Raw genomic sequence first — 17117 nt, forward strand, 5'->3', positions numbered from 1 at the left:
AGGGCACCTATCGTGAAGAGCGATAAGGTTCGGCGATCGCAACGAGCGGGGAGGTCGAGCTGGTGACCGACAAGTGGATCAGTGCCTCAGAGCCATACCTGGCGCCACGCGCACTAGGCGAGCGTGATGCCTGGTCTGAAGAAGCCGCAGGTCACGGCCGCAAGGGCGGTCAGGAGCTGATCTTCGCTGGAACCGCGCAAGCACCGTCGCCGGTGGCAAGGGCACTCGGCGTCGCCACAGGGGGAGGCGTCGTGGCGCGAAAGCGGATCATCACTCTCGACGGCGACCCGGTGGAACTCACGGATTCGTACTATCCGACTTCGGTGGCATCCGGCACGCCTCTGGCTTCCGCTCAGAAGATCAAAGGCGGAGCTGTAACGCTGCTCGCGAACCTCGGACACCACGTGACCGATATCCACGAGGACATCAGCGCGCGGATGCCCACCGCAGACGAGCGGCGCCTCCTGCACCTCGAACCGGACGAGCCGGTTCTGCTCTTGCTCCGCGTTCACGTCGCCGCAGACGGCAAGCCTGTTCAGGTAGACGCCATCACCATGCCCTCGCGAGGGCGCCACCTCTCCTACGACCTGAAGAAGCAGGGATGAGCCCCGCCATCGACAGTGACAGCATCGACCCGCGCCCCCTCCACGAGCGGATCGCAGCTGACCTACGCGCGCAAATCAGATCTGGCGACTACGCAGCTGACACTGCCATCCCGTCAACGGAGCAGCTGAAGACGCGTTTCGATGCCTCGGCCGCAACTATCCAAAAAGCCCTGGGGCTACTGAAGGCCGAAGGGCTGATCGTCGGCCGCCCTGGAAGCTCCGTGAAGGTGCAACGCCAGCGCGTGCAGACAATGACGCCGTCTCAGTACTCCCCGCCGGCCGCCCCGGGCGACCAGTACCGGTGGATCACGGAGGCAGAGAACAGGGGACAGACGGGGAAATCTCAGCTGCAGGCAGTCGGGGAGGTCATTCCTCCTGCTGACGTTCGCGAGGCACTCCGCATCGCCGAGAACGAAACGGCCGTGCTTCGTCAGCAGATCCTGCTGCTCAACGACGAGCCGTGTGAGCTGGTGAAGTCCTACTACCCGTTGGAACTTGCGCGAGATACGCCAATCATGCAGAAGAGGCGGATTCGCGGGGGTACCCCCGCTCTGCTCGCCGAAGCGGGCTACCCCCCGGTCCGGACCGTTGACCGCGTCTCGGCGTGCATCGCAACCCAGGAGCAGTACGAAACACTCAGACTGCCGAGCGACCTTCCGATCCTCCGTACGCTGCGAGTGGTGCTCAGCCACGACGATCGCGTGATTGAGGTGACAGAGATGGCGAAGGCCAGCCACCTCTACGAACTGCGCTACGACTTCTAAAGTTCGCGCGCAGCCACGCGGCGACCTTGCCGCATTTCGCGAAAGGTTGGTAGCTTGGCCCGCGGATGGGGATCTTAGGGTCACCGAGGTCACCGGGTGGCCTCGGATCTCCCGCTACGACGGGGACCCGCTGACGGACCCTCACGGCGCCTATCGAAGGAGGGCAGCAATGCCGCTTCACCTGAAGTGGCCGCCAGCCGCGGAAGCACAGTCGCACGAAGGTGGCTGACACACCTAGGGCACGTCAGGCCAACGCGCTACGCCGCCTAAGCGCGCGGCCTGAACTGGTGCTCCTTCAGGCGCGTCTGATGAGGCGTGTTTTCGAGAGCCCTGCCTGCGCCTGCGGTGACGACGCACCCCTCATAGGGTCGCCCGGCGGGACCCCTACAGGATTCGACGACACGTCTTCCCCGGCCACTACGGGGATCACAGGTGGGGAGTATCGTGTCTCCGAGCTTGATCCAAAAAATGAAAAGGCCCCCAAGACCTTAGGCAAGTCAAGGGGGCGGGCCGGGACCTCTTGGCGGAGGCTCAGCGGCCAGCCGACCACCCCTTCCACGACCAAGGTGATCGACATGCAGCAGGGTACCCGTACCCTCCGCACGACACACATCACGGCACCAGCTGTAGCAGCGACCAGTGCGTCGCTCCGGCGTGGCGTTCTCTTGGACTTCCCGCACCGATCCGCGTACGGGTACACGACTGCCCCGCTAGGGGGCCATATGTCGTAATCGTGATGGGCGGTACCCGCTGAGCGGGTCTAACTGCCGCCGGGACGCCCGGCCACCCAAGTGATTCGCAGTCACTTCGGCTATGGCGCCCCATCTGCCACCAGGCGGGCTTCGCAGGCCCTCCTGAAGGGATTGTTCGTCCGGTTCACAGTCGGCCGAACAGTTCAATCTTTGGTTCTCCCCGAACCAGCGCCGAAGGCGCATTTTTCATGCCCTCTCTCAACCACAGGAGAGCAGGTCCCATGTTGCAGCATCGTGCTGCTCTTTGTCAGCCCATCAATGCCCGTTTGGCGCATTTTGCGACGTCTATCGGGTCACAGTTTCTTCTTGAGCCACCCATTCCGCCGTGTCAGCGGACTAGCACCGCACCTCGAGCTCAGTTCTCTGGGACATCCACGTGAGCGGCATCGCAGCGTCGGCCGCGATGCTGTCGGAGTTCGTCGAGGACGTCGTGGTCGACACTCCGATGCTTCCCGCGCAGCGGAATGGTCTGCTGTCGCTGCCGGGCGGGGGCCAGCCGGGTGACGGCAGCCTGGATGACGCGTTGCGGCTGGGTCGGGGTATGCGGCTGCGGCTGCTCGCCGCGGTCCGGGCGCTGCTAGCGGATGAGTCGCTGGCCGGGCTCGGGGATGCGGCGCGCTTGACCACGGTGGTGCTGTTTGCGAAGTCGCGGGCGCCGGAGGGCCGCAAGGGCGATCTGCAGTCGTACATCTGGGGTGCGGAGCTGGGTCGGTGGCTGGGGATGACGGCGTCGACAGTCCATCACGACGTGCTGCCCGTTCTGCGGGAGACGGACGCGCTGCACACCCGGATGGTCATCAACGATGAGGGGCACCCGGTCGGGCTGGACTGTCTGGTCATGCCCCTGTGGCGGGCGCACCAGCACGGGGGAGCCGCGCACCCTCTGGCGCTGAACAAGGCTGAGCTGGCGGTGCTACTGCGCCTGATAGAGGCGTTGTTCGGGCCGGGGTGGGCGCCGGAGGACAAGGAGCCGACGCCGCCCGGGCTGCTGGCCGGCCGCACGGGCAAGGGCGCGGCGACGGACCGGCTCGGGCTGTTGCTGATGGTGCTGAACAGCCGGGCGTCGGGCTGGCTGCAGCTGTGCGGCGGCTCGGTGCGAAAGAAGGAGGGGCGTGGGGCGGCGACGCTGTCCCGGCTGCTGGGCTGCTCGCCGTCCGGGGCGCGGAAGGTGCTAGCCCGGCTGACGGAGACCGGTGTCGTCGCGCGGCAGCGCAAGGCAACGGTGACACGGATGAACGGCCGTGGCCGGGTCATGCTGCTGCCGGTCGCTCGTGCGTATGGCCGTGTTCTGGCGCCTGTGGAGCCGGTTTCGGGCTCTGGGTCGGTGTCTTCGCTGCGTCCCGATGGTGCAGTCGGAGATCTTGCTCCCGGCCAGGATGCCGGTGGCCTTGGTACCTCTGGGATTTGTGGTGCTGAGGCGGCCGTGAAGGCGGGAGATCGGGAGCGTCCCGATGGTGCAGAGTTCCACGCAGACCACGCGTTTGTGGTTACTCCGGTTTCTTCTCCTCCGCTCTCTGGCGGTTTTTCCGGCGAAGGCCGTGGGGGTGAAGGCCGTCGGCCGGAGCGCGTGCGTGCGCGCGAGAACCAGGCCGCGGGAGGCGAAGCCGCCGCTGCCAAGCCTGCGTCGCCGGTGGCGGAGGTCAGCCCGCTCCGCGGGGAAATGCTTGCCAAGTGCGTGGTCGATGAGCAGAGGCAGCGTGTTGCCGGGACCAAGGCCGGTGGCCGACTCAAGACCGTGACGGGCGGAAAGACGCAGCAGCAGGCGAGGACGGGCCTTCCCGAGGATCTTGATCTGCAGGTTGCTCTGGGGCCGGTCGCGTGGCTGTGGCCGGGGCTGAACCGCTGGCAGCAGGACCAGGTCGTGAAGGCTGTGGATGCCGAGCTGCAGCAGCTGAAGGACCTGTTGATGCAGCCGGAGAACGCGCCTCGGCTGCTGGCCGACCGGCTCACCGACCGGCTGGAGGAGACCGGTGGTGAGGCGCGGGTGAGCAGCCCGTTCGGCTGGATCACCCGGCGGGGCCTGGTGCAGCGGCCGGCCTGCTCGGACGTGCGCTGCGACGACGGGATCCGGCTGGACACCGGCGGCGACTGCGCCAACTGCGGCAACGTAATTCACGTCCGCCGTGCCCGCCGCGTGCGGATCGCGGCCGACATCGACCGGGAGCTGCCCGGGCTCGGTGTCGCGGGGCGCCGCCAGGTCCTCGAGGAGCGGCTGCGTGAGCACGCCGCGGCGGAGGCGGAGGACTTCGTATGGCGCCGTGAGCAGGCCCGCGCGGAGCAGGCCCGGCGGGAGAAGGCCCGTACGGCTGCCCGGGAGCGGGGGGAGCGCGAGCGCCGGGACGCGGCGGCCGCCGACGCAGTGCGCCAGGCCCTGGCGTGCGGGGACTGCGGGCAGCAGCGGTCGGCCGGACTGTGTGAGGCGTGCGGTTACCGGCGCCAGACTGAGACAGCGATCGCGGAGGCCGGGATGGTCGCGGCCACCTGGGCGGCAGACCTGGACGACGCCGCCGACGTCGCCGCGGTGGCCGCGCACGTCCGGGCAACCCTGGAAGCCGACATCGAGACCACCCACCAGCAGTTCCTTCAGCTGATGGAGCCGGGCGAGCTGGAGGCGAACCCCATCGCTGGGGCGTCGGTGCTCGCCTTCAACGCCCTCCAAGCCGTGCAGCAGGCCATGCCGGAGTACCGCAGCAGCGCCCTCGGGCGGTTGGGCGGCACCCCGGAGGCCGACGCGGAAGCCTGCCGGGCATACAAGACCGAGCAGAACCGCAGGTGGTGTCGGGCGAACCCGAACGGCGCGGACGCGATCGCCGCCGCGACGAAGGCCGCCGACGCCGCTCGGGAGCGCACTGCCGAGTACCTGCTGGCGATGCGGTTGGATCAGCTGCGTAAGCGGACGGCGGCCCGTACCGAGACGGTCGCGCCTGCGCCGTGGGCGGCCCGGCTGACGGAGATCGCGGCCCGGCCCCTCGATGGCGACACGGCCGGCGCGGCGATCGCGTGAGCAGCGAGCTGAGCGGGGTCGACCTCGCGCGCCAGGCCCTGGCCGCGGCCCGGGAGGCGGCGAAGAAGAACGGCGGCCGCCGCCAGGAGAAGAAACCCAAGCGGTCCCGGAGGCAGGTGGCACAGCGCGACGGCAGCGAGCCGCTCGGGCTCGGCACGGCGATCACCATGATGATGACCGAGCGCGGCATGGTCGCCCCGGCCGCCGGCAGCAGCCTCCTCGCGCAGTTCGGCGACCTCCTTGCCGCGGCCGCGCCCGAACTCGCTGGCCACGTCCAGGCCGTGACATTCGACGCGGACACCGGCCGCCTGGACGTCGCCTCCCGAAGCCCCCGCGTACGGCACGAAGCTGCGCTGGAGCGCACCCAGGCTGATCACAGCGACGGCGCCGTGCCGACCGGTAAATGGCTCTCGCCGATGCCCTGCGCGACGGCGTGGCCGTCGATGCACCACCAGCTCGCGAGACGACAGCAGCAACGCGGAGAGCCGCGGAACGCGGACACGTGCGGGGCCGGTCACTGAGACCGGCCCCGCACGTTCGCCTCCAGCCCTCACTCAAGCGGGCAGACCGTGCTCTGCTCGCTCAGGATTGGAGTGCAGCCGTCAAAGGCGCAGGAACACGTAGAGCACGGCCCAGGTGGCCAGACCCAGGGTCAGCGCGGATACGAGGGCGGGTACCTGGACAGCGACCACGGCGACCAGGACGGAGCCGAGCAGGGCGACCGCCAGAGCAGTGCGATCGTCGGCGGGAGAGGGGGACACGCGCAACCTCCAGGAGGAACTGACGCCCGCCGGTCGGCGGGACGCAGCGACTGTGGAGGGTGGCGGGGTTAGCCGCGCAACTCCCGACGGCGGGGGCCGCGTTGTCGCCTACTCGGCGTCGCTGTCACGGAGGAACTCCAAACCGGATAGGGCATCGTCATCGCCCCATGCCGGCCGTTCGGCCGGCCCGTCGGCGAACGACCTGGTGGCAGCAGGGCCACGGTCGGGCGGCGAGGGCGGTTCATCGAGCAGGGCGCGCGGTGCGTCGTCGTGATCGCCCCAGCCTTCTGGAACGGGCGCGGTGACCTGGTGTTTTGTCCCTGCTCCTGCCGCGGATGTGTCGCTTGCCGAAGCCCGGTTCTCTTTCGGCGGCCGGCCGCGGCGGGACTCGGCCGGCCAGTGTTCCGCGAGGGTCTCCAGGAATCCGTCCGGGTCTGCGACCAGGGCGTTGAGGCAGGCGACAACGAAAGCCTTGGTCTCACGGCCGCGTTGGCCCAACTGCTCCTGGGCCGCGGCCTTGAGAGCGACGGGCGGGCGCACGGTGAGGCCGGGGTCGCGGTGGTTGCTGCTCATGTCGAAAACACTCCCACAAGTGGCTTGCCACTTTCAATGGGGACGGCTACCTTGGAAGTGGCAAGCCATTTATTTCTGTGGGGGACCCATGACCGCAAGGATCACTGAGCGCACCCAGCCCGCCGCCTACCAGGCAGCCCTCGTCCACGCCGTGCTGAATGCCGGCCTGGAAGCCGCTTCTGACAGCGACTTGGACCGGCTCGCCCGCGCGGCCGGCCTCCGCCCGCCCGTTCAGCCCGAGACCCGCGATGGCGTCCGTATGGCAGTCGAGTGCCCGGTCGACTTCCTCGGGCTCGCACCGAGCAGCCCGGACGCCGTGACCAGCAGCCAGGACATTGCCCAGACCGTCTTCGACGCCGCCAACGAGGGCCACCCCCTGGTTGTCATCGACGCCGACGGCCGCCCCATCGTCCTGGTCCCGCAGCCCACAAGTGACACGGCATCACGCCACGCCCGCACCAGTCCACCGTCGCACCACATCTCCCCGCCGGATCGGAGCACCCCGTGCTGAATCCCGCCCCTCCCGCACCGTCCACGCCCGCCGACCGGTTCCCCCTCCTCACGTTCGTCGCGCTCACGGACATGCCGCACGTGAGCGACCGGAACGGCACGACGATCGCCCCCTACAGCGCGAGCATCGCCTACCGGCCGGCCACGGGGTCCCGGGATCTGGCCTGGACGGCGCAGGTGTCCGGCTACCGCGTCCTGCCCAACGGGGTCGTCGACATGGACTCCACGTGCATCGAGCTGAACGGCGCCACCGACCGGGACCTCATACCCGACGCACTCCTCGCCCGCATCGAGGGCCGCATCCCCCTCATCCCGTGAACCCGGTGGGGCCCCGCCACGGCGGAGGCCCCACCGTCACATTCCAGGACCCGGACACGCCGCGCAGCGACACCCGCATCCCCCGGAGACCGACCATGACAGACACCACGCTCGCGCACGCCATCTCCTTCACCCCGGCCTTCCCCGACGACGTGAAAGCCGAAGCAGGCACCGGCTACCTCACCCCCGGCGGCCTCGTCGTGCACACCGGCTGGTCCCGCCCGCTCGACGCCGCACCCCACATCCGCCGCCAGCACCCGGCCTACGAGGGCTACAGCACCCAGTGCTGGAACATCTCCACACCCGACGGGCACACCGCGGCCCGCTTCCCCTGCCTGACCCGCCCGGACGCGGAAGCGGCGGCCGCCCGCATCGCCGCGGCGCTGCCTGGCGGCGCCTGGCCGGCCGGCGCCGACACCAGCACCCTGCTGCCCTACGCCCTGCAGGCCTCCAGCACCCCGGACATGCTGCCGCTGCGGCCCCGGGACAAGCCCAACTGGGGAACCGGCCTGGGCAGCGACATGGTCGACTTCCACCTGCCCGACACCCGCGCCGACTACGAGAAGATGATCGCCGCGCACGGCCGGATCCCGAAGCACTGCCAGGCCTGCGCCCGCACCGTACGACAGCAGAAGAAGCTCGGCTGGGGCCCGCGCACCAACCACTGGCCGCTCTGGAGCGTGACCGGCCACCGCGGCACCTACACCCGAGCACACTGCTACTGCGCCGCCTGCATGGGACTCGACCTGCGCATCGGCGCCTTCAAGCCGGTCATCGACGACCAGGGGGAGACGGTGCCCGGGTCGGCTGCCGTCTCTCCCTGGTCCGATCCGCGTGGCGTCATCGAGGGCGGCGGCGACCTCGACCGCAGTCAGCGGCCCTTCGCCTGGTTCGCGTTCTTCCTCCAGGAGACAGGGCACGTGATCGTCGACGAACGGCGCTGCGAGGGTCTGTGGCCGGTCGACGTACTCCACGACGACGCCCTGTTCTGCGAGACCGGCATCACCGGACCCCTCGACCGTGCCGGCTGATCCCTGACAGGGAGCACCGTCCAGCAGCCGGCCAGCACCAGACCCCACAGTCAAGGAGCACACAGCTGAGGGGCCCGTCACCACCGGTGGCGGGCCCCTCAGCTTGGAGTGATCACACCATCGCAGCAGGTGCAGGTGCTCCGGCCTCCTGGAGGCTGTCGAGGAGCTCTCCGAAATGGCACGATGGCTTGGAGCGAGAGGTGGGGGTTTCTTGCGGGAAGACAGACGCCAGATACAAACAGCGGTACTGGGCAGTCCCGGCTCTGATGCCCCGCTGACGCTGCCGTTGGAAGCCATCGAGCTGAACCAGTTCCGCGCTACGCACTCTGCCGACACGTTCTGGTGCGGTCTGCTCCTGGGCGGTTGCGGCAGCCAGCTGACTACCAAGCTGTATACCGACCGGGTCTGTCATTTCGCCCATCATCCGGGTCCTGACGGCGTACCCCACGAGTGCAGGCGCCGCGCCCGGGGCGTTACCAGCGCCGATCACCTGTACGTGAAGTCCGCGGCCGCCGCGTGGTTGCGCGGCCGTGGGGAACAGGGCCGCTTCGACTTCGGCCAGGCCGCCGGAGCGCCGATCGGCTCCGTCGTCGACATCCGGGTCAGCGACCACAGACTGCGGGTGCACCTCGACCAGACGGTTCCCCCTGCTTGGGACGAAGAGCACGAACCGGTGCTCGGCATGTCCGTCCCCGTCGACCGAGACACCCTCATCGAACGCTGGTACGTTCACCGGATCCGGCTCCACAGCGAGGGCACCGCCCGCCGCGTGCACATCGGCACCGAGGCGTTCGCCCGGCCAACCGAATGGTTCACATTCGACGACTGCACGATCACGGACCGAGGCTTGTCGACGCCGGCGGTCGAACGCATCGTCCACGCGCACCGCACCAGCCCGCCGGCGAAATGGTCCCCCGGAAAGACACAGAATATGTCCGGATCCGACGAGCAGGCCCGCGCCCTGCTGCGCCGGCTGCTGTACGGGCGCCGGACGGAGTCTCCACGCCTGGTGACGCAGGTCTGCAAAGAGATCGCCGACCTCGGCGGGGTGAGCTCCCAGCTACAAGGCCAGTTGGAGACCGCCGTACGCCACGCGCACCACTGGCTGGAGGAGCAGAACGAAACCCGGCGTGCACTCTTCCACCGCCTGGACCGGGCCGTGGCCTATCAAAGGATCGTGAGGGTCCGAAATCTGGTGGCCGCAGTCAACTCGACGGCCACGCATGGCCGTACGGAGACCGAACTCGCGATCGTGACGAGGGCGACCCGGTACTACGAAGGTCTGTCGCCCGAAACGATCGCGGCGGCGGTGGCCGCCGAGAAGGCGGCCGTGGCTGCGTCGCGCAGCGTACGAGCCATCCTGAAGCGGCTGCGCCGCCACCGCATCTACACCCACGACCTGCACGATGAGGTCCAGACGTTGATCCAGGCCGCCGCAGTAGCCGGAGAGAGACTCACGGCTGGCCAGGCACGAGACGTCGCAGTCTGGAAGAAGCGGGCCGCGAACACAACGCCGGAGGCCACGTCGTCGCTCCACCGCCAGGTAGCACGCCGGCACTGGATCCAAAAGAGCTGCCCTCGCTGCCACGCGCGCAAGGGGCAGGACTGCATGGTGAGGACAGGCCCCAACGCCGGCGGCCCACGTCGTGTTCCTCACGATGACCGGCTGCAGCCGATCGTCGAAGCCCGCAAGGCCAAGCAGAAGCAGATCCCACGCCCGTGGAGGGTGTACGAGGTCACCTGTCCAGACTGCCACAGCGGCTGTGACACGCGCTGCGACAGCCCAGGCGGCCCGCACCGCTCACGCGTCGAACTGGCCAGGGAAAACAGCCGCCTTCGCAAGCCTCCGCCAACCAGAGACGACGATCCCGCCTACACACCTCGCGCACCCCACACCGGGTGAGCGTCGAGGTCAGCCGAGCCAGACGATGTCCAGAACAGACAGGTGGCGCAGCGGCCGGTTGATGAAATAGATGACGGACAACTGCCCGATCGATGCGGCCCGGACGTCTTCACCCTCAATGTCGCCGGAGTTCCACTGCGGCCAGCCCCACGGAGTCCAGGCAGCGAGATCGAGGACGTCGCGGACCATCTGAGTCGCGGCCTCGGGGAGTTCGGCGACGACTTTCGCGGCCTGCGGCGACAACCGCACCCCCCACGGCGTACCAGTCACCGGCCGGCACCGAGCACATCGTCCAGGTCGACGAAGCCGCTCTCGTCACGGCCGGAGTCGATGAAGGCGTCGACCGCCGGCGCCCCGGCAACGCGCAGCTGCCAGGACCGGACCACGTCATGCAGTGGCGTCAGACTGTAGGTGTGCCGGGAGTCCTCGAGGGCTTTCGCCCAGTCCCGTTCGAATGCCGGCACCCACGAAGTTGCGCGCCGGTCGGCACGCAGCTGAGCGAGCAGGTGGGCGGCGGCCGCCGGTGCGGGCGGTGCGGGGGCTTCCTCGGACGGCGCGCTCACGGGCTCCTCCATACACGGGTCGTACGCCCACGGTAGCTGTGCGGAGCCTGGCCGGGGAGGGCTTCGCACGCTTGCAGCGGTCCACGTACGTGCTCGGAGGCCGCCGCCGCTGTGCGGGTCAGTCCGTTTCGACGAGTTGGCCGGTGGCGGAGACCCGGCACTGGAAGAGATGGAATGGACCGCCCTGTCGGGACAGCACGGTGGGGTGCGTAGTGAGCGAAAGGAGTTTCTGGCGGTAGCGCCAGCCCGTCCCGTACTGGGCACTCGGGACGGCGGCCGGGTTGGTGGCCCACTCCGCGAGGTGCTGGACCAGGGCCGCGAGCGTGTCGGAGTCTGAGGCCGTGGTGGCCGCAGCGGCGGGAGCTTCCTGGAGCACCGCGACGATCGTGTGTGCCGTCTGTGCACTCAGCCACGTCGTCGGCCGCTGGTCGACGATGCTCGCACGCAGCCGCACCAGGGTGTTCTCGAGCGGGTCGGCGATCCACGGCTTGCAGTTCTCCAGTGCTGGCTCCTCGGTCAGCCACTGCAGAATCACCGCGCACTCGTGAGCGTTGAGACCCACCCCCTCCGCGCCGGCGAACAGCGCGTGGAAGAACCGCAGCAGGACATCGCGGCGGCGCGGCTGTTGACGGCGGTCCACGAGACAGTGCCAGCACTGCCAGCCCATCTGCTCGTATGGCACGCCAGGAGTGAACGGGCTCCGGCCGATCAGATCTCCCGTCGCGTAGGCATCGCCGCACAACCCGCAGGCGCCCGCGGCCGCCGCCGATTTGACCGAGCGGGGCCGGGGAAGCCGGCCGATGCCCTGCGGCCGGTCCACCTGCGTGATGCGCTTCAATCTCTTGCGGTAAACCCCTCCACCCTCCAGGGCGCAGATGCGCAGCTCACGGAGGACCTCGCGCAGTTCGTGGTCGTCGCAGTCGCCCAGCCCAGCGTGATTGACCAGCTTGAGGAGCCGCTTCCGCAGTGTCTCCGGATCCTCGCCGACGGCCGCGGACAGCTCGTCGACCGCCCTGTCCGCCTGCTCGCGCAGCGCGGCCCCGGACAGCGACGCTTCGTTGCCGGACGGGAGGACCTCCTCGGCTCCGAACAGGGTCATCAACTGGGTCCGTCTCTGTGCGTGGACTGGTCGCCCCACACACTGCACCCGCGGGCAGGGCATCTACAGGCCGCATCACCCGTTTGTCGCAATTGCGTTCACTCGATGGTGTCTCTACGGCACGGCGCACCGCGAGCCCCTACCTCGACACGCTGCGCGCTGGTGAGGCCCGGCACCATGCCGGCGGTGGGAGAGTGGTGGGCATGTGCGGTCGCTACGTCTCCACCCGCAGCCCTCAGGACCTCGTGCAGCTCTTTCACGTCGACGACTGGCGTCCCGAGGAAGCCCTGGCGCCGAACTGGAACGTCGCCCCGACCAACGACGTCTGGGCCGTACTCGAACCCACGTCACGCGACCGCGAACCCGACGACGATGCACCGGTGGAGAGGGAGCTCCGGGCGATGCGCTGGGGGCTGATCCCGTCCTGGGCCAAGGACGTGAAGATCGGCGCGCGGATGATCAACGCGCGGGTGGAAACGGTGCACGAGAAGCCCGCGTACCGGCGGGCCTTCGGCAAGCGCCGCTGCCTGCTGCCGGCCGACGGTTTCTACGAATGGCAGCAGATCAACGACGGGGCCAGCGGCAAGCCTCGCAAGCAGCCGTACTTCATCCACCCCGAAGACGATCAGGTGATGGCGCTGGCAGGCCTGTACGAATACTGGCGCAGTCCCGACATCGAGCAAGACGACGACCCGGCCGCGTGGCTGTTGACCTGCACCATCCTGACCACGGAAGCAACGGACGCCGCCGGGCGAGTGCATCCCCGCATGCCGCTGGCACTCGCACCCGAGAACTACGACGTCTGGCTCGACCCCCACCACCAGGACCCCGACGAGCTGCGCGCGCTGCTCACCCAGCCCGCCGGCGGACATCTCGACACCCGGCCGGTCTCCACGGCCGTCAACAGCGTCCGCAACAACGGCGCCCAACTGCTGAACCGGATTCCTGAGTAGGAGCGAAGCCGGTCGGCTTCCGGGCGCCGACGTCGAGCGATGCGTCTCGGCCGGTCCGTCCTGTGCGCCTGCCGACCTCTGTGTTGCCGTTGAGGCGGTAGAGCTGTCTGGGGGCGCAGCTATGAGAGTTGAACGCCTGCCCGCTTCAGCAGTTGGTGTTCCTGGGCTGTGAAGCCGGGTCCGATGTGCGGTGGCCGTAGGGGCCCGATGATGGAGGCGAGGAGGATGTCGGGGCGGAGCAGCACGGCGGGTGGGGCTTCCAGCGTCAGGACGTCGGTCAGTGCTGTGGCGACGCGGAAATTGCCTGTTGCGGTGCGTGACAGACGGCTGACGTAGCTGTGCAGGAGCCGGTCGGCTGGGGTCGCTTGTTTGCCTGTTGTGGTGGCGTAGAGGACGTCCTGGCCGACTGCCAGGGACCAGGCGACGTTGATGGGACGCGACACGGCTCGCTGCGCTTGCCGGGCGAACCCGGGAAAGAGGCCCGCGGTCAGCACGTCTCGGATTGCGAGAGCGCCCTGGGCTGCCACGGACATGCCGTGTCCGTAGATGGGGTTGAAGGCTGCCACCGAGTCTCCCAGGGCGATCAACCCCTCTGGCCAGGCTTTGAGTCGCTCGTAGTAGAAGCGGTGGTTCGCCGTGGAATGAGTGATGGTGACGTCGGTGAGGGGTTCGGCGTGCTTGAGCAGGTCGGAGACGATGGGGTGGCGCAGGCTGCGGACATACGCTTCGAAGCCTTCCGGTTCTCGGCCGGGATGGGAGCCTGGGGGCCCGTAGACGCTGACGTGCCAGCGGTCTTGTTCGATGGGCAGGATGCCGCCCGCAGGTCCGGGAAGCGCCGGATCGGGGAGGACGTTGATCAACGGCCAGTTGGCGGTGGGAACGGGAGCCCGGTAGACACGGCTTGCGTACGCCATTCCGGAGTCGATGTGGTCCTCGACCAGGTCCGTGATGCCGAGATCGGCGAGCCAGCGCGGGGTGCGGGTGGAGCGTCCGGACGCGTCGATGACGACGTCGCCATACACAGCGTGTTCGCTGCCGTCAGCTGTCCGAAGCTTCACCCCGGTGACCCGGTGCGCATCGCCCAGCAAGGAGACGACCCGGGCATGGGAGCGGACTTTGACGCGGGCGTCGCTGAGAACGTGCCGGCGAATGACGGAATCGGTCAGGTCGCGGCTGGCAGCGATGAGGTAGTGGGTGTCGCGCTGCCACCGTCGGTACCACCCCTCGGGGGAGAGGTAGACCATGTTGGTGGTCATGGGGACCCTGTTGGCACCAGCATCAAGCAGGCTCGCGATGGTGCCTGGCAGCAGCATGTCGATCGCCTTTGCTCCGCCCGACAGCAGTGGGTGGATGTGTGCGGCCTGGGGAACACCGGTGCGGGCCTGGGGGGCAAGCGGAAGGTCGTGGGCTTCGATGATCTCGACGGTGTCGACGCGGTCTTTGACTGCCGCCGCGGCGAGCATTCCGGCGAGGCTGCCGCCGATGACGATGGCGTGGGTGCCTGTTCGCGCCGGTATGTCAGTCATGGTGGTGGCTTTCTGCAGGAGCACCGTGGTGCTGACCGAGGACGGGCTGGGAGATGAAGGGGGAGGTGAGGGCCCGGGACAGCGGTACCAGGTCGCGGGGGCGCCATGGTTCGGTGTCCGGGGTCTCGCTGCCGCTGGATCCGCTCTGCTGTTGCATCCGGGCTGCGACGATCATCGTGGCGTCTGCCGCGGCTTCGGCGGTGGGAGCGTCGGCGCCACGTTCCAGGGCCGCCTGGTAGGCCTTGTCACGCACGGTTGAGTCGTAGGCCGGCGACAGCGTGAGGAGGGCGTCGAAGATGCTGGTCCTGCGGCGGGTCAGACGGACTGCGGGGGATGACCACCAGGGAAGCGAGGTCCGGATGGCTCCGGGAGTGGGCACTGCCTTGAGCTCCCGCCACAGCGGGCCGAGGTCTCGCAGTTGCCCCAGGGCCTGCACCGTCTGGGCTGTTCGCGGTCCGGCGAGCGGGAGCGTGAACCCTATGACCACCAGAGCGGCGGACGGTGCCGCCGTCTGCGGTGCGACCTGGTCGATGAGGAAGTCCCATTGCTTTCCGGTCCAGCGGCCGTAGATGGCAACGAGTTTGATGACGTCGTAGCACACGTGCAGCAGGTATCCGGGGGCCAGGATTCGCAGGCCCGCGCGGAGGAACCCGTCGACCTGCTTGGACCAGCGCCAGCACAGAACGAACGTGGTCATCGTCGCTACGCCCTGGGCCACGAGGTAGGTGAGGATCATCTCCCGGATCCACGGGGTGTCGGCGTAGTACCAGTCGAACAGGGTGACCTGCTCAACGGGTGCATCTCCCAGCCAGCAGAACCCGATGATCAGGACGACGACGAGGCTGTAGGTGGTGACGCAGATTCTCGACGCGCGGCGCCGTTGTTCCGGCGGCGACGGTCGCCAGTTGACGAGCAGGAGCAGGTTGGCGCCGCCGAACACGGCGAGGGCCGAGTAGGCGACGGGCGCGGCGAAGTTGGATATTCCAGTGGCGCGGTTGATGGCAGAGATCGAGTCCGGCGCGGTGAAGAAGAAGACGAGGCCGCCATCCAGGAGGAGAAGGACGACCGAGCTCAGCAGTGGGTCTCGGCGCCGACGCAGGAGTGCGGGGACCTTGAAGAGGCAGATGAGTAACAGCAAGATGCCGCATATGTAGAACACTTCATTGTTTGGTCCGTGTTGGTGGCTCACGACGGAGTGGCTCTCCTCAGGCCGGGAAGGGTCAGGCGGCGTGCGGTTGGGTCAGAAACGGCGCATGCCCATGGAGAGCTGGATCCGGCCGGCAAGGTGTTCAGGGTCGGCCAGCGACCGTGCCGCGGCCACCTCGTCCCGCACTGCGGTGGCGAACTTGTACCCGAAGAATTCCGCCTCCTCCTCCTGGTGGATCACGGAGGGATCGTCGGCACGGAGGGCGATGTGCAGCCCCGCATCCATCTGCTCCATGAGGGGAAGCTCTGCTGCGTCGGCCTCGGAGATCGCCGCCACGACCGCCTGCAACCCTGCTCTGTCCTGCTGAGAGCGTGTAGCAGCTCCGTGCCCAGTGAGGGACCCGCAGTGGCCTTCGAGCATGTGCCAGACCTCGTGCCCGATGATGACCAGTTGATGGTCGAGGTCGGTCTGCTCCTCATAGGCGATCACGTCGTGAGTCGTGCGGTCGATCCACAGGCCGCTTGCGACGTCGGGAGGGAAGGCGACGGCGCGCAGCCGGACCGGCCTGCCTCGTACGTGCTCGATAGCCGCACGTACGGCCCGCAGTAAGTCCTTGTCGCTGCCTGGGGCATCAAGCGCGGCAAGCAGTTGAGAACTTCGCTTCCGCATCGCCCTGGCCGCCCCGCTCACCGGTCGTCCTCCAGTTCGTCCTGCTCCAGCAGTGCTTTCAGCGTGGCGTTGAGGACCTTCCAGCTGTGCTCCGGAAGACCCTGGGCTCGCCGGAGCGCGCCTCCACGGACGTCATCGAAACCGAACAGCGCGTCGCGGCCGTCTTCGTCGCCGCGTTCGAGCTCCCTGAGCACGGGCTGAAGAGCAGCATCCAGCGCCGGCACCGACTCCGCCGAAAGGAAACCGTTGGGCGTACCGAAGAAGAAGCTCTCGATACCCGCTTGGGTCGCGGCGAGAGGGCCGCTGCGCCCTCCACTGTTGACGATCGCCGAGATGGCGGCACCGGACGAGCCGAAGTGCTCACCGATCTCGTTGTAGGAGTAGCGGTTTCCGTCGGGCCGACGGCGTGTCTCACGCAGGTGCGTGATGCGGCTGCGGATCCGGGCCCCGAAGTCTTCCTCGGGCACCGCCTCGCCTCTGAGCAGGGCTGTGACGACCTCGGGAGGGACCCCGCTCTCGCAGGAAAGCGACTCGACGTTCACCACGTCGTCGCGACCCCTGCCGGTCTTTTGGAGGAGAGCCTCGAGTCGGCGCAGCGTCTCGGTGAGGGTCGCTTGCGAGTCACGCACCTTCAACTCTCCCTCGGTTCGGTGGGGTTGCAGTGACGACAGGGACGATAGCGGCTCCGCTCGGAACCCAACAGATCGAATCAAGAGCTTTTGCGAAACACCTCAATCGGAATTGACATGGAGCGATCAGGAGTAGCAGGATCGTCACTCGACGTGAGAGGCAGCCTTCCGGTTGCGTCAGCACATCGCCACTCCCGTCACACGACGGGACGGAAACCGCTCCTGAGGCGTGACGGGGGACGCTCTCATCACGCTCCGCTGTTCCTCTGTTCGTTGCCGCCTACGTTCGGAGAACCCCCATGAACAGGCC

General features: G+C 68.3%; 18 protein-coding genes. 9 read left to right on the top strand and 9 right to left on the bottom strand.

Annotated features, from left to right (window positions below):
• The first annotated feature begins 62 nt into the window (after positions 1-62).
• The 4 genes from ABZV34_RS23950 to ABZV34_RS23965 all read left to right on the top strand — a co-directional run bounded on the left by ABZV34_RS23950 (position 63) and on the right by ABZV34_RS23965 (position 5646).
• Positions 63-605 (top strand): UTRA domain-containing protein, encoded by a 543-nt coding sequence (locus ABZV34_RS23950; RefSeq protein ID WP_356280147.1) that lies wholly within the window; start codon positions 63-65, stop codon positions 603-605.
• Positions 602-1369, top strand: a complete 768-nt coding sequence (locus ABZV34_RS23955; protein ID WP_356280149.1) for a GntR family transcriptional regulator — start codon at positions 602-604, stop codon at positions 1367-1369. Before ABZV34_RS23950 ends, ABZV34_RS23955 begins: the two co-directional genes overlap by 4 nt.
• A 1128-nt stretch (positions 1370-2497) precedes the next feature.
• Entirely contained in the window at positions 2498-5125 is a 2628-nt protein-coding gene (locus ABZV34_RS23960) for a hypothetical protein (RefSeq protein WP_356280152.1), read from the top strand.
• Positions 5122-5646: a hypothetical protein gene (locus ABZV34_RS23965; protein WP_356280155.1), complete on the top strand. Its 525-nt coding sequence runs from the start codon at positions 5122-5124 to the stop codon at positions 5644-5646. Before ABZV34_RS23960 ends, ABZV34_RS23965 begins: the two co-directional genes overlap by 4 nt.
• Before the next feature lie 81 nt (positions 5647-5727).
• Here the strand turns inward: ABZV34_RS23965 and ABZV34_RS23970 are convergent, their stop codons facing one another.
• A complete protein-coding gene (locus ABZV34_RS23970; RefSeq protein WP_356280158.1) occupies positions 5728-5886 on the bottom strand; it encodes a hypothetical protein in 159 nt (52 codons plus the stop codon).
• Positions 5887-5994: 108 nt separating this feature from the next.
• A complete protein-coding gene (locus ABZV34_RS23975) occupies positions 5995-6459 on the bottom strand; it encodes a hypothetical protein (RefSeq protein ID WP_356280161.1) in 465 nt (154 codons plus the stop codon).
• 88 nt (positions 6460-6547) lie between these two features.
• Here ABZV34_RS23975 and ABZV34_RS23980 point away from each other — a divergent pair, with 88 nt between their 5' ends.
• The 4 genes from ABZV34_RS23980 to ABZV34_RS23995 all read left to right on the top strand — a co-directional run bounded on the left by ABZV34_RS23980 (position 6548) and on the right by ABZV34_RS23995 (position 10221).
• On the top strand, positions 6548-6970 hold the full coding sequence (locus ABZV34_RS23980; RefSeq protein ID WP_356280164.1) for a hypothetical protein: 423 nt from the start codon (positions 6548-6550) through the stop codon (positions 6968-6970).
• The gene (locus ABZV34_RS23985; RefSeq protein WP_356280167.1) at positions 6964-7287 is read left to right on the top strand and encodes a hypothetical protein; all 324 of its coding nucleotides are present in this window, start codon (positions 6964-6966) and stop codon (positions 7285-7287) included. Before ABZV34_RS23980 ends, ABZV34_RS23985 begins: the two co-directional genes overlap by 7 nt.
• A gap of 95 nt (positions 7288-7382) precedes the next feature.
• Positions 7383-8318, top strand: a complete 936-nt coding sequence (locus ABZV34_RS23990) for a hypothetical protein (protein ID WP_356280170.1) — start codon at positions 7383-7385, stop codon at positions 8316-8318.
• 211 nt (positions 8319-8529) lie between these two features.
• Positions 8530-10221: a hypothetical protein gene (locus ABZV34_RS23995; RefSeq protein WP_356280173.1), complete on the top strand. Its 1692-nt coding sequence runs from the start codon at positions 8530-8532 to the stop codon at positions 10219-10221.
• A 9-nt stretch (positions 10222-10230) separates the two neighbouring features.
• Here ABZV34_RS23995 and ABZV34_RS24000 read toward each other — a convergent pair whose 3' ends face one another.
• The 3 genes from ABZV34_RS24000 to ABZV34_RS24010 all read right to left on the bottom strand — a co-directional run bounded on the left by ABZV34_RS24000 (position 10231) and on the right by ABZV34_RS24010 (position 11883).
• Positions 10231-10491: a hypothetical protein gene (locus tag ABZV34_RS24000; RefSeq protein WP_356280176.1), complete on the bottom strand. Its 261-nt coding sequence runs from the start codon at positions 10489-10491 to the stop codon at positions 10231-10233.
• Complete coding sequence (locus ABZV34_RS24005) at positions 10488-10796, bottom strand: DUF6247 family protein (protein ID WP_356280179.1); 309 nt, start codon at positions 10794-10796, stop codon at positions 10488-10490. Before ABZV34_RS24005 ends, ABZV34_RS24000 begins: the two co-directional genes overlap by 4 nt.
• 106 nt (positions 10797-10902) lie before the next feature.
• Complete coding sequence (locus ABZV34_RS24010; RefSeq protein WP_356280181.1) at positions 10903-11883, bottom strand: hypothetical protein; 981 nt, start codon at positions 11881-11883, stop codon at positions 10903-10905.
• Between the two features lie 203 nt (positions 11884-12086).
• Here ABZV34_RS24010 and ABZV34_RS24015 point away from each other — a divergent pair, with 203 nt between their 5' ends.
• Complete coding sequence (locus ABZV34_RS24015) at positions 12087-12836, top strand: SOS response-associated peptidase (RefSeq protein WP_356280184.1); 750 nt, start codon at positions 12087-12089, stop codon at positions 12834-12836.
• A 119-nt stretch (positions 12837-12955) separates the two neighbouring features.
• On the opposite strand, the gene ABZV34_RS24020 is transcribed toward ABZV34_RS24015, so the two are convergent.
• The 4 genes from ABZV34_RS24020 to ABZV34_RS24035 form a co-directional block, all read right to left on the bottom strand.
• Positions 12956-14386: a pyridine nucleotide-disulfide oxidoreductase gene (locus ABZV34_RS24020; RefSeq protein ID WP_356280187.1), complete on the bottom strand. Its 1431-nt coding sequence runs from the start codon at positions 14384-14386 to the stop codon at positions 12956-12958.
• Entirely contained in the window at positions 14355-15500 is a 1146-nt protein-coding gene (locus ABZV34_RS24025) for an MAB_1171c family putative transporter (RefSeq protein WP_356280190.1), read from the bottom strand. Before ABZV34_RS24025 ends, ABZV34_RS24020 begins: the two co-directional genes overlap by 32 nt.
• Positions 15501-15602: 102 nt before the next feature.
• Complete coding sequence (locus ABZV34_RS24030; RefSeq protein WP_356280193.1) at positions 15603-16199, bottom strand: toxin-antitoxin system, toxin component; 597 nt, start codon at positions 16197-16199, stop codon at positions 15603-15605.
• A complete protein-coding gene (locus tag ABZV34_RS24035) occupies positions 16196-16807 on the bottom strand; it encodes an XRE family transcriptional regulator (protein ID WP_356280196.1) in 612 nt (203 codons plus the stop codon). The genes ABZV34_RS24030 and ABZV34_RS24035 overlap by 4 nt, the downstream gene beginning before the upstream one ends.
• Positions 16808-17117: the final 310 nt, after the last annotated feature.

The organism is Streptomyces sp. NPDC005195 (genome assembly GCF_040608315.1).
Lineage (GTDB): Bacteria > Actinomycetota > Actinomycetes > Streptomycetales > Streptomycetaceae > Streptomyces > Streptomyces kaempferi.

What these genes read in the sequence shown, in the direction of transcription:
- ABZV34_RS23955 (WP_356280149.1), top strand. Translation starts at nt 602, where the DNA reads ATGAGCCCCGCCATCGACAGTGACAGCATCGACCCGCGCCCCCTCCAC.
- ABZV34_RS23975 (WP_356280161.1), bottom strand. Translation starts at nt 6,459, where the DNA reads ATGAGCAGCAACCACCGCGACCCCGGCCTCACCGTGCGCCCGCCCGTC.
- ABZV34_RS23980 (WP_356280164.1), top strand. Translation starts at nt 6,548, where the DNA reads ATGACCGCAAGGATCACTGAGCGCACCCAGCCCGCCGCCTACCAGGCA.
- ABZV34_RS23990 (WP_356280170.1), top strand. Translation starts at nt 7,383, where the DNA reads ATGACAGACACCACGCTCGCGCACGCCATCTCCTTCACCCCGGCCTTC.
- ABZV34_RS24005 (WP_356280179.1), bottom strand. Translation starts at nt 10,796, where the DNA reads ATGGAGGAGCCCGTGAGCGCGCCGTCCGAGGAAGCCCCCGCACCGCCC.
- ABZV34_RS24010 (WP_356280181.1), bottom strand. Translation starts at nt 11,883, where the DNA reads ATGACCCTGTTCGGAGCCGAGGAGGTCCTCCCGTCCGGCAACGAAGCG.
- ABZV34_RS24015 (WP_356280184.1), top strand. Translation starts at nt 12,087, where the DNA reads ATGTGCGGTCGCTACGTCTCCACCCGCAGCCCTCAGGACCTCGTGCAG.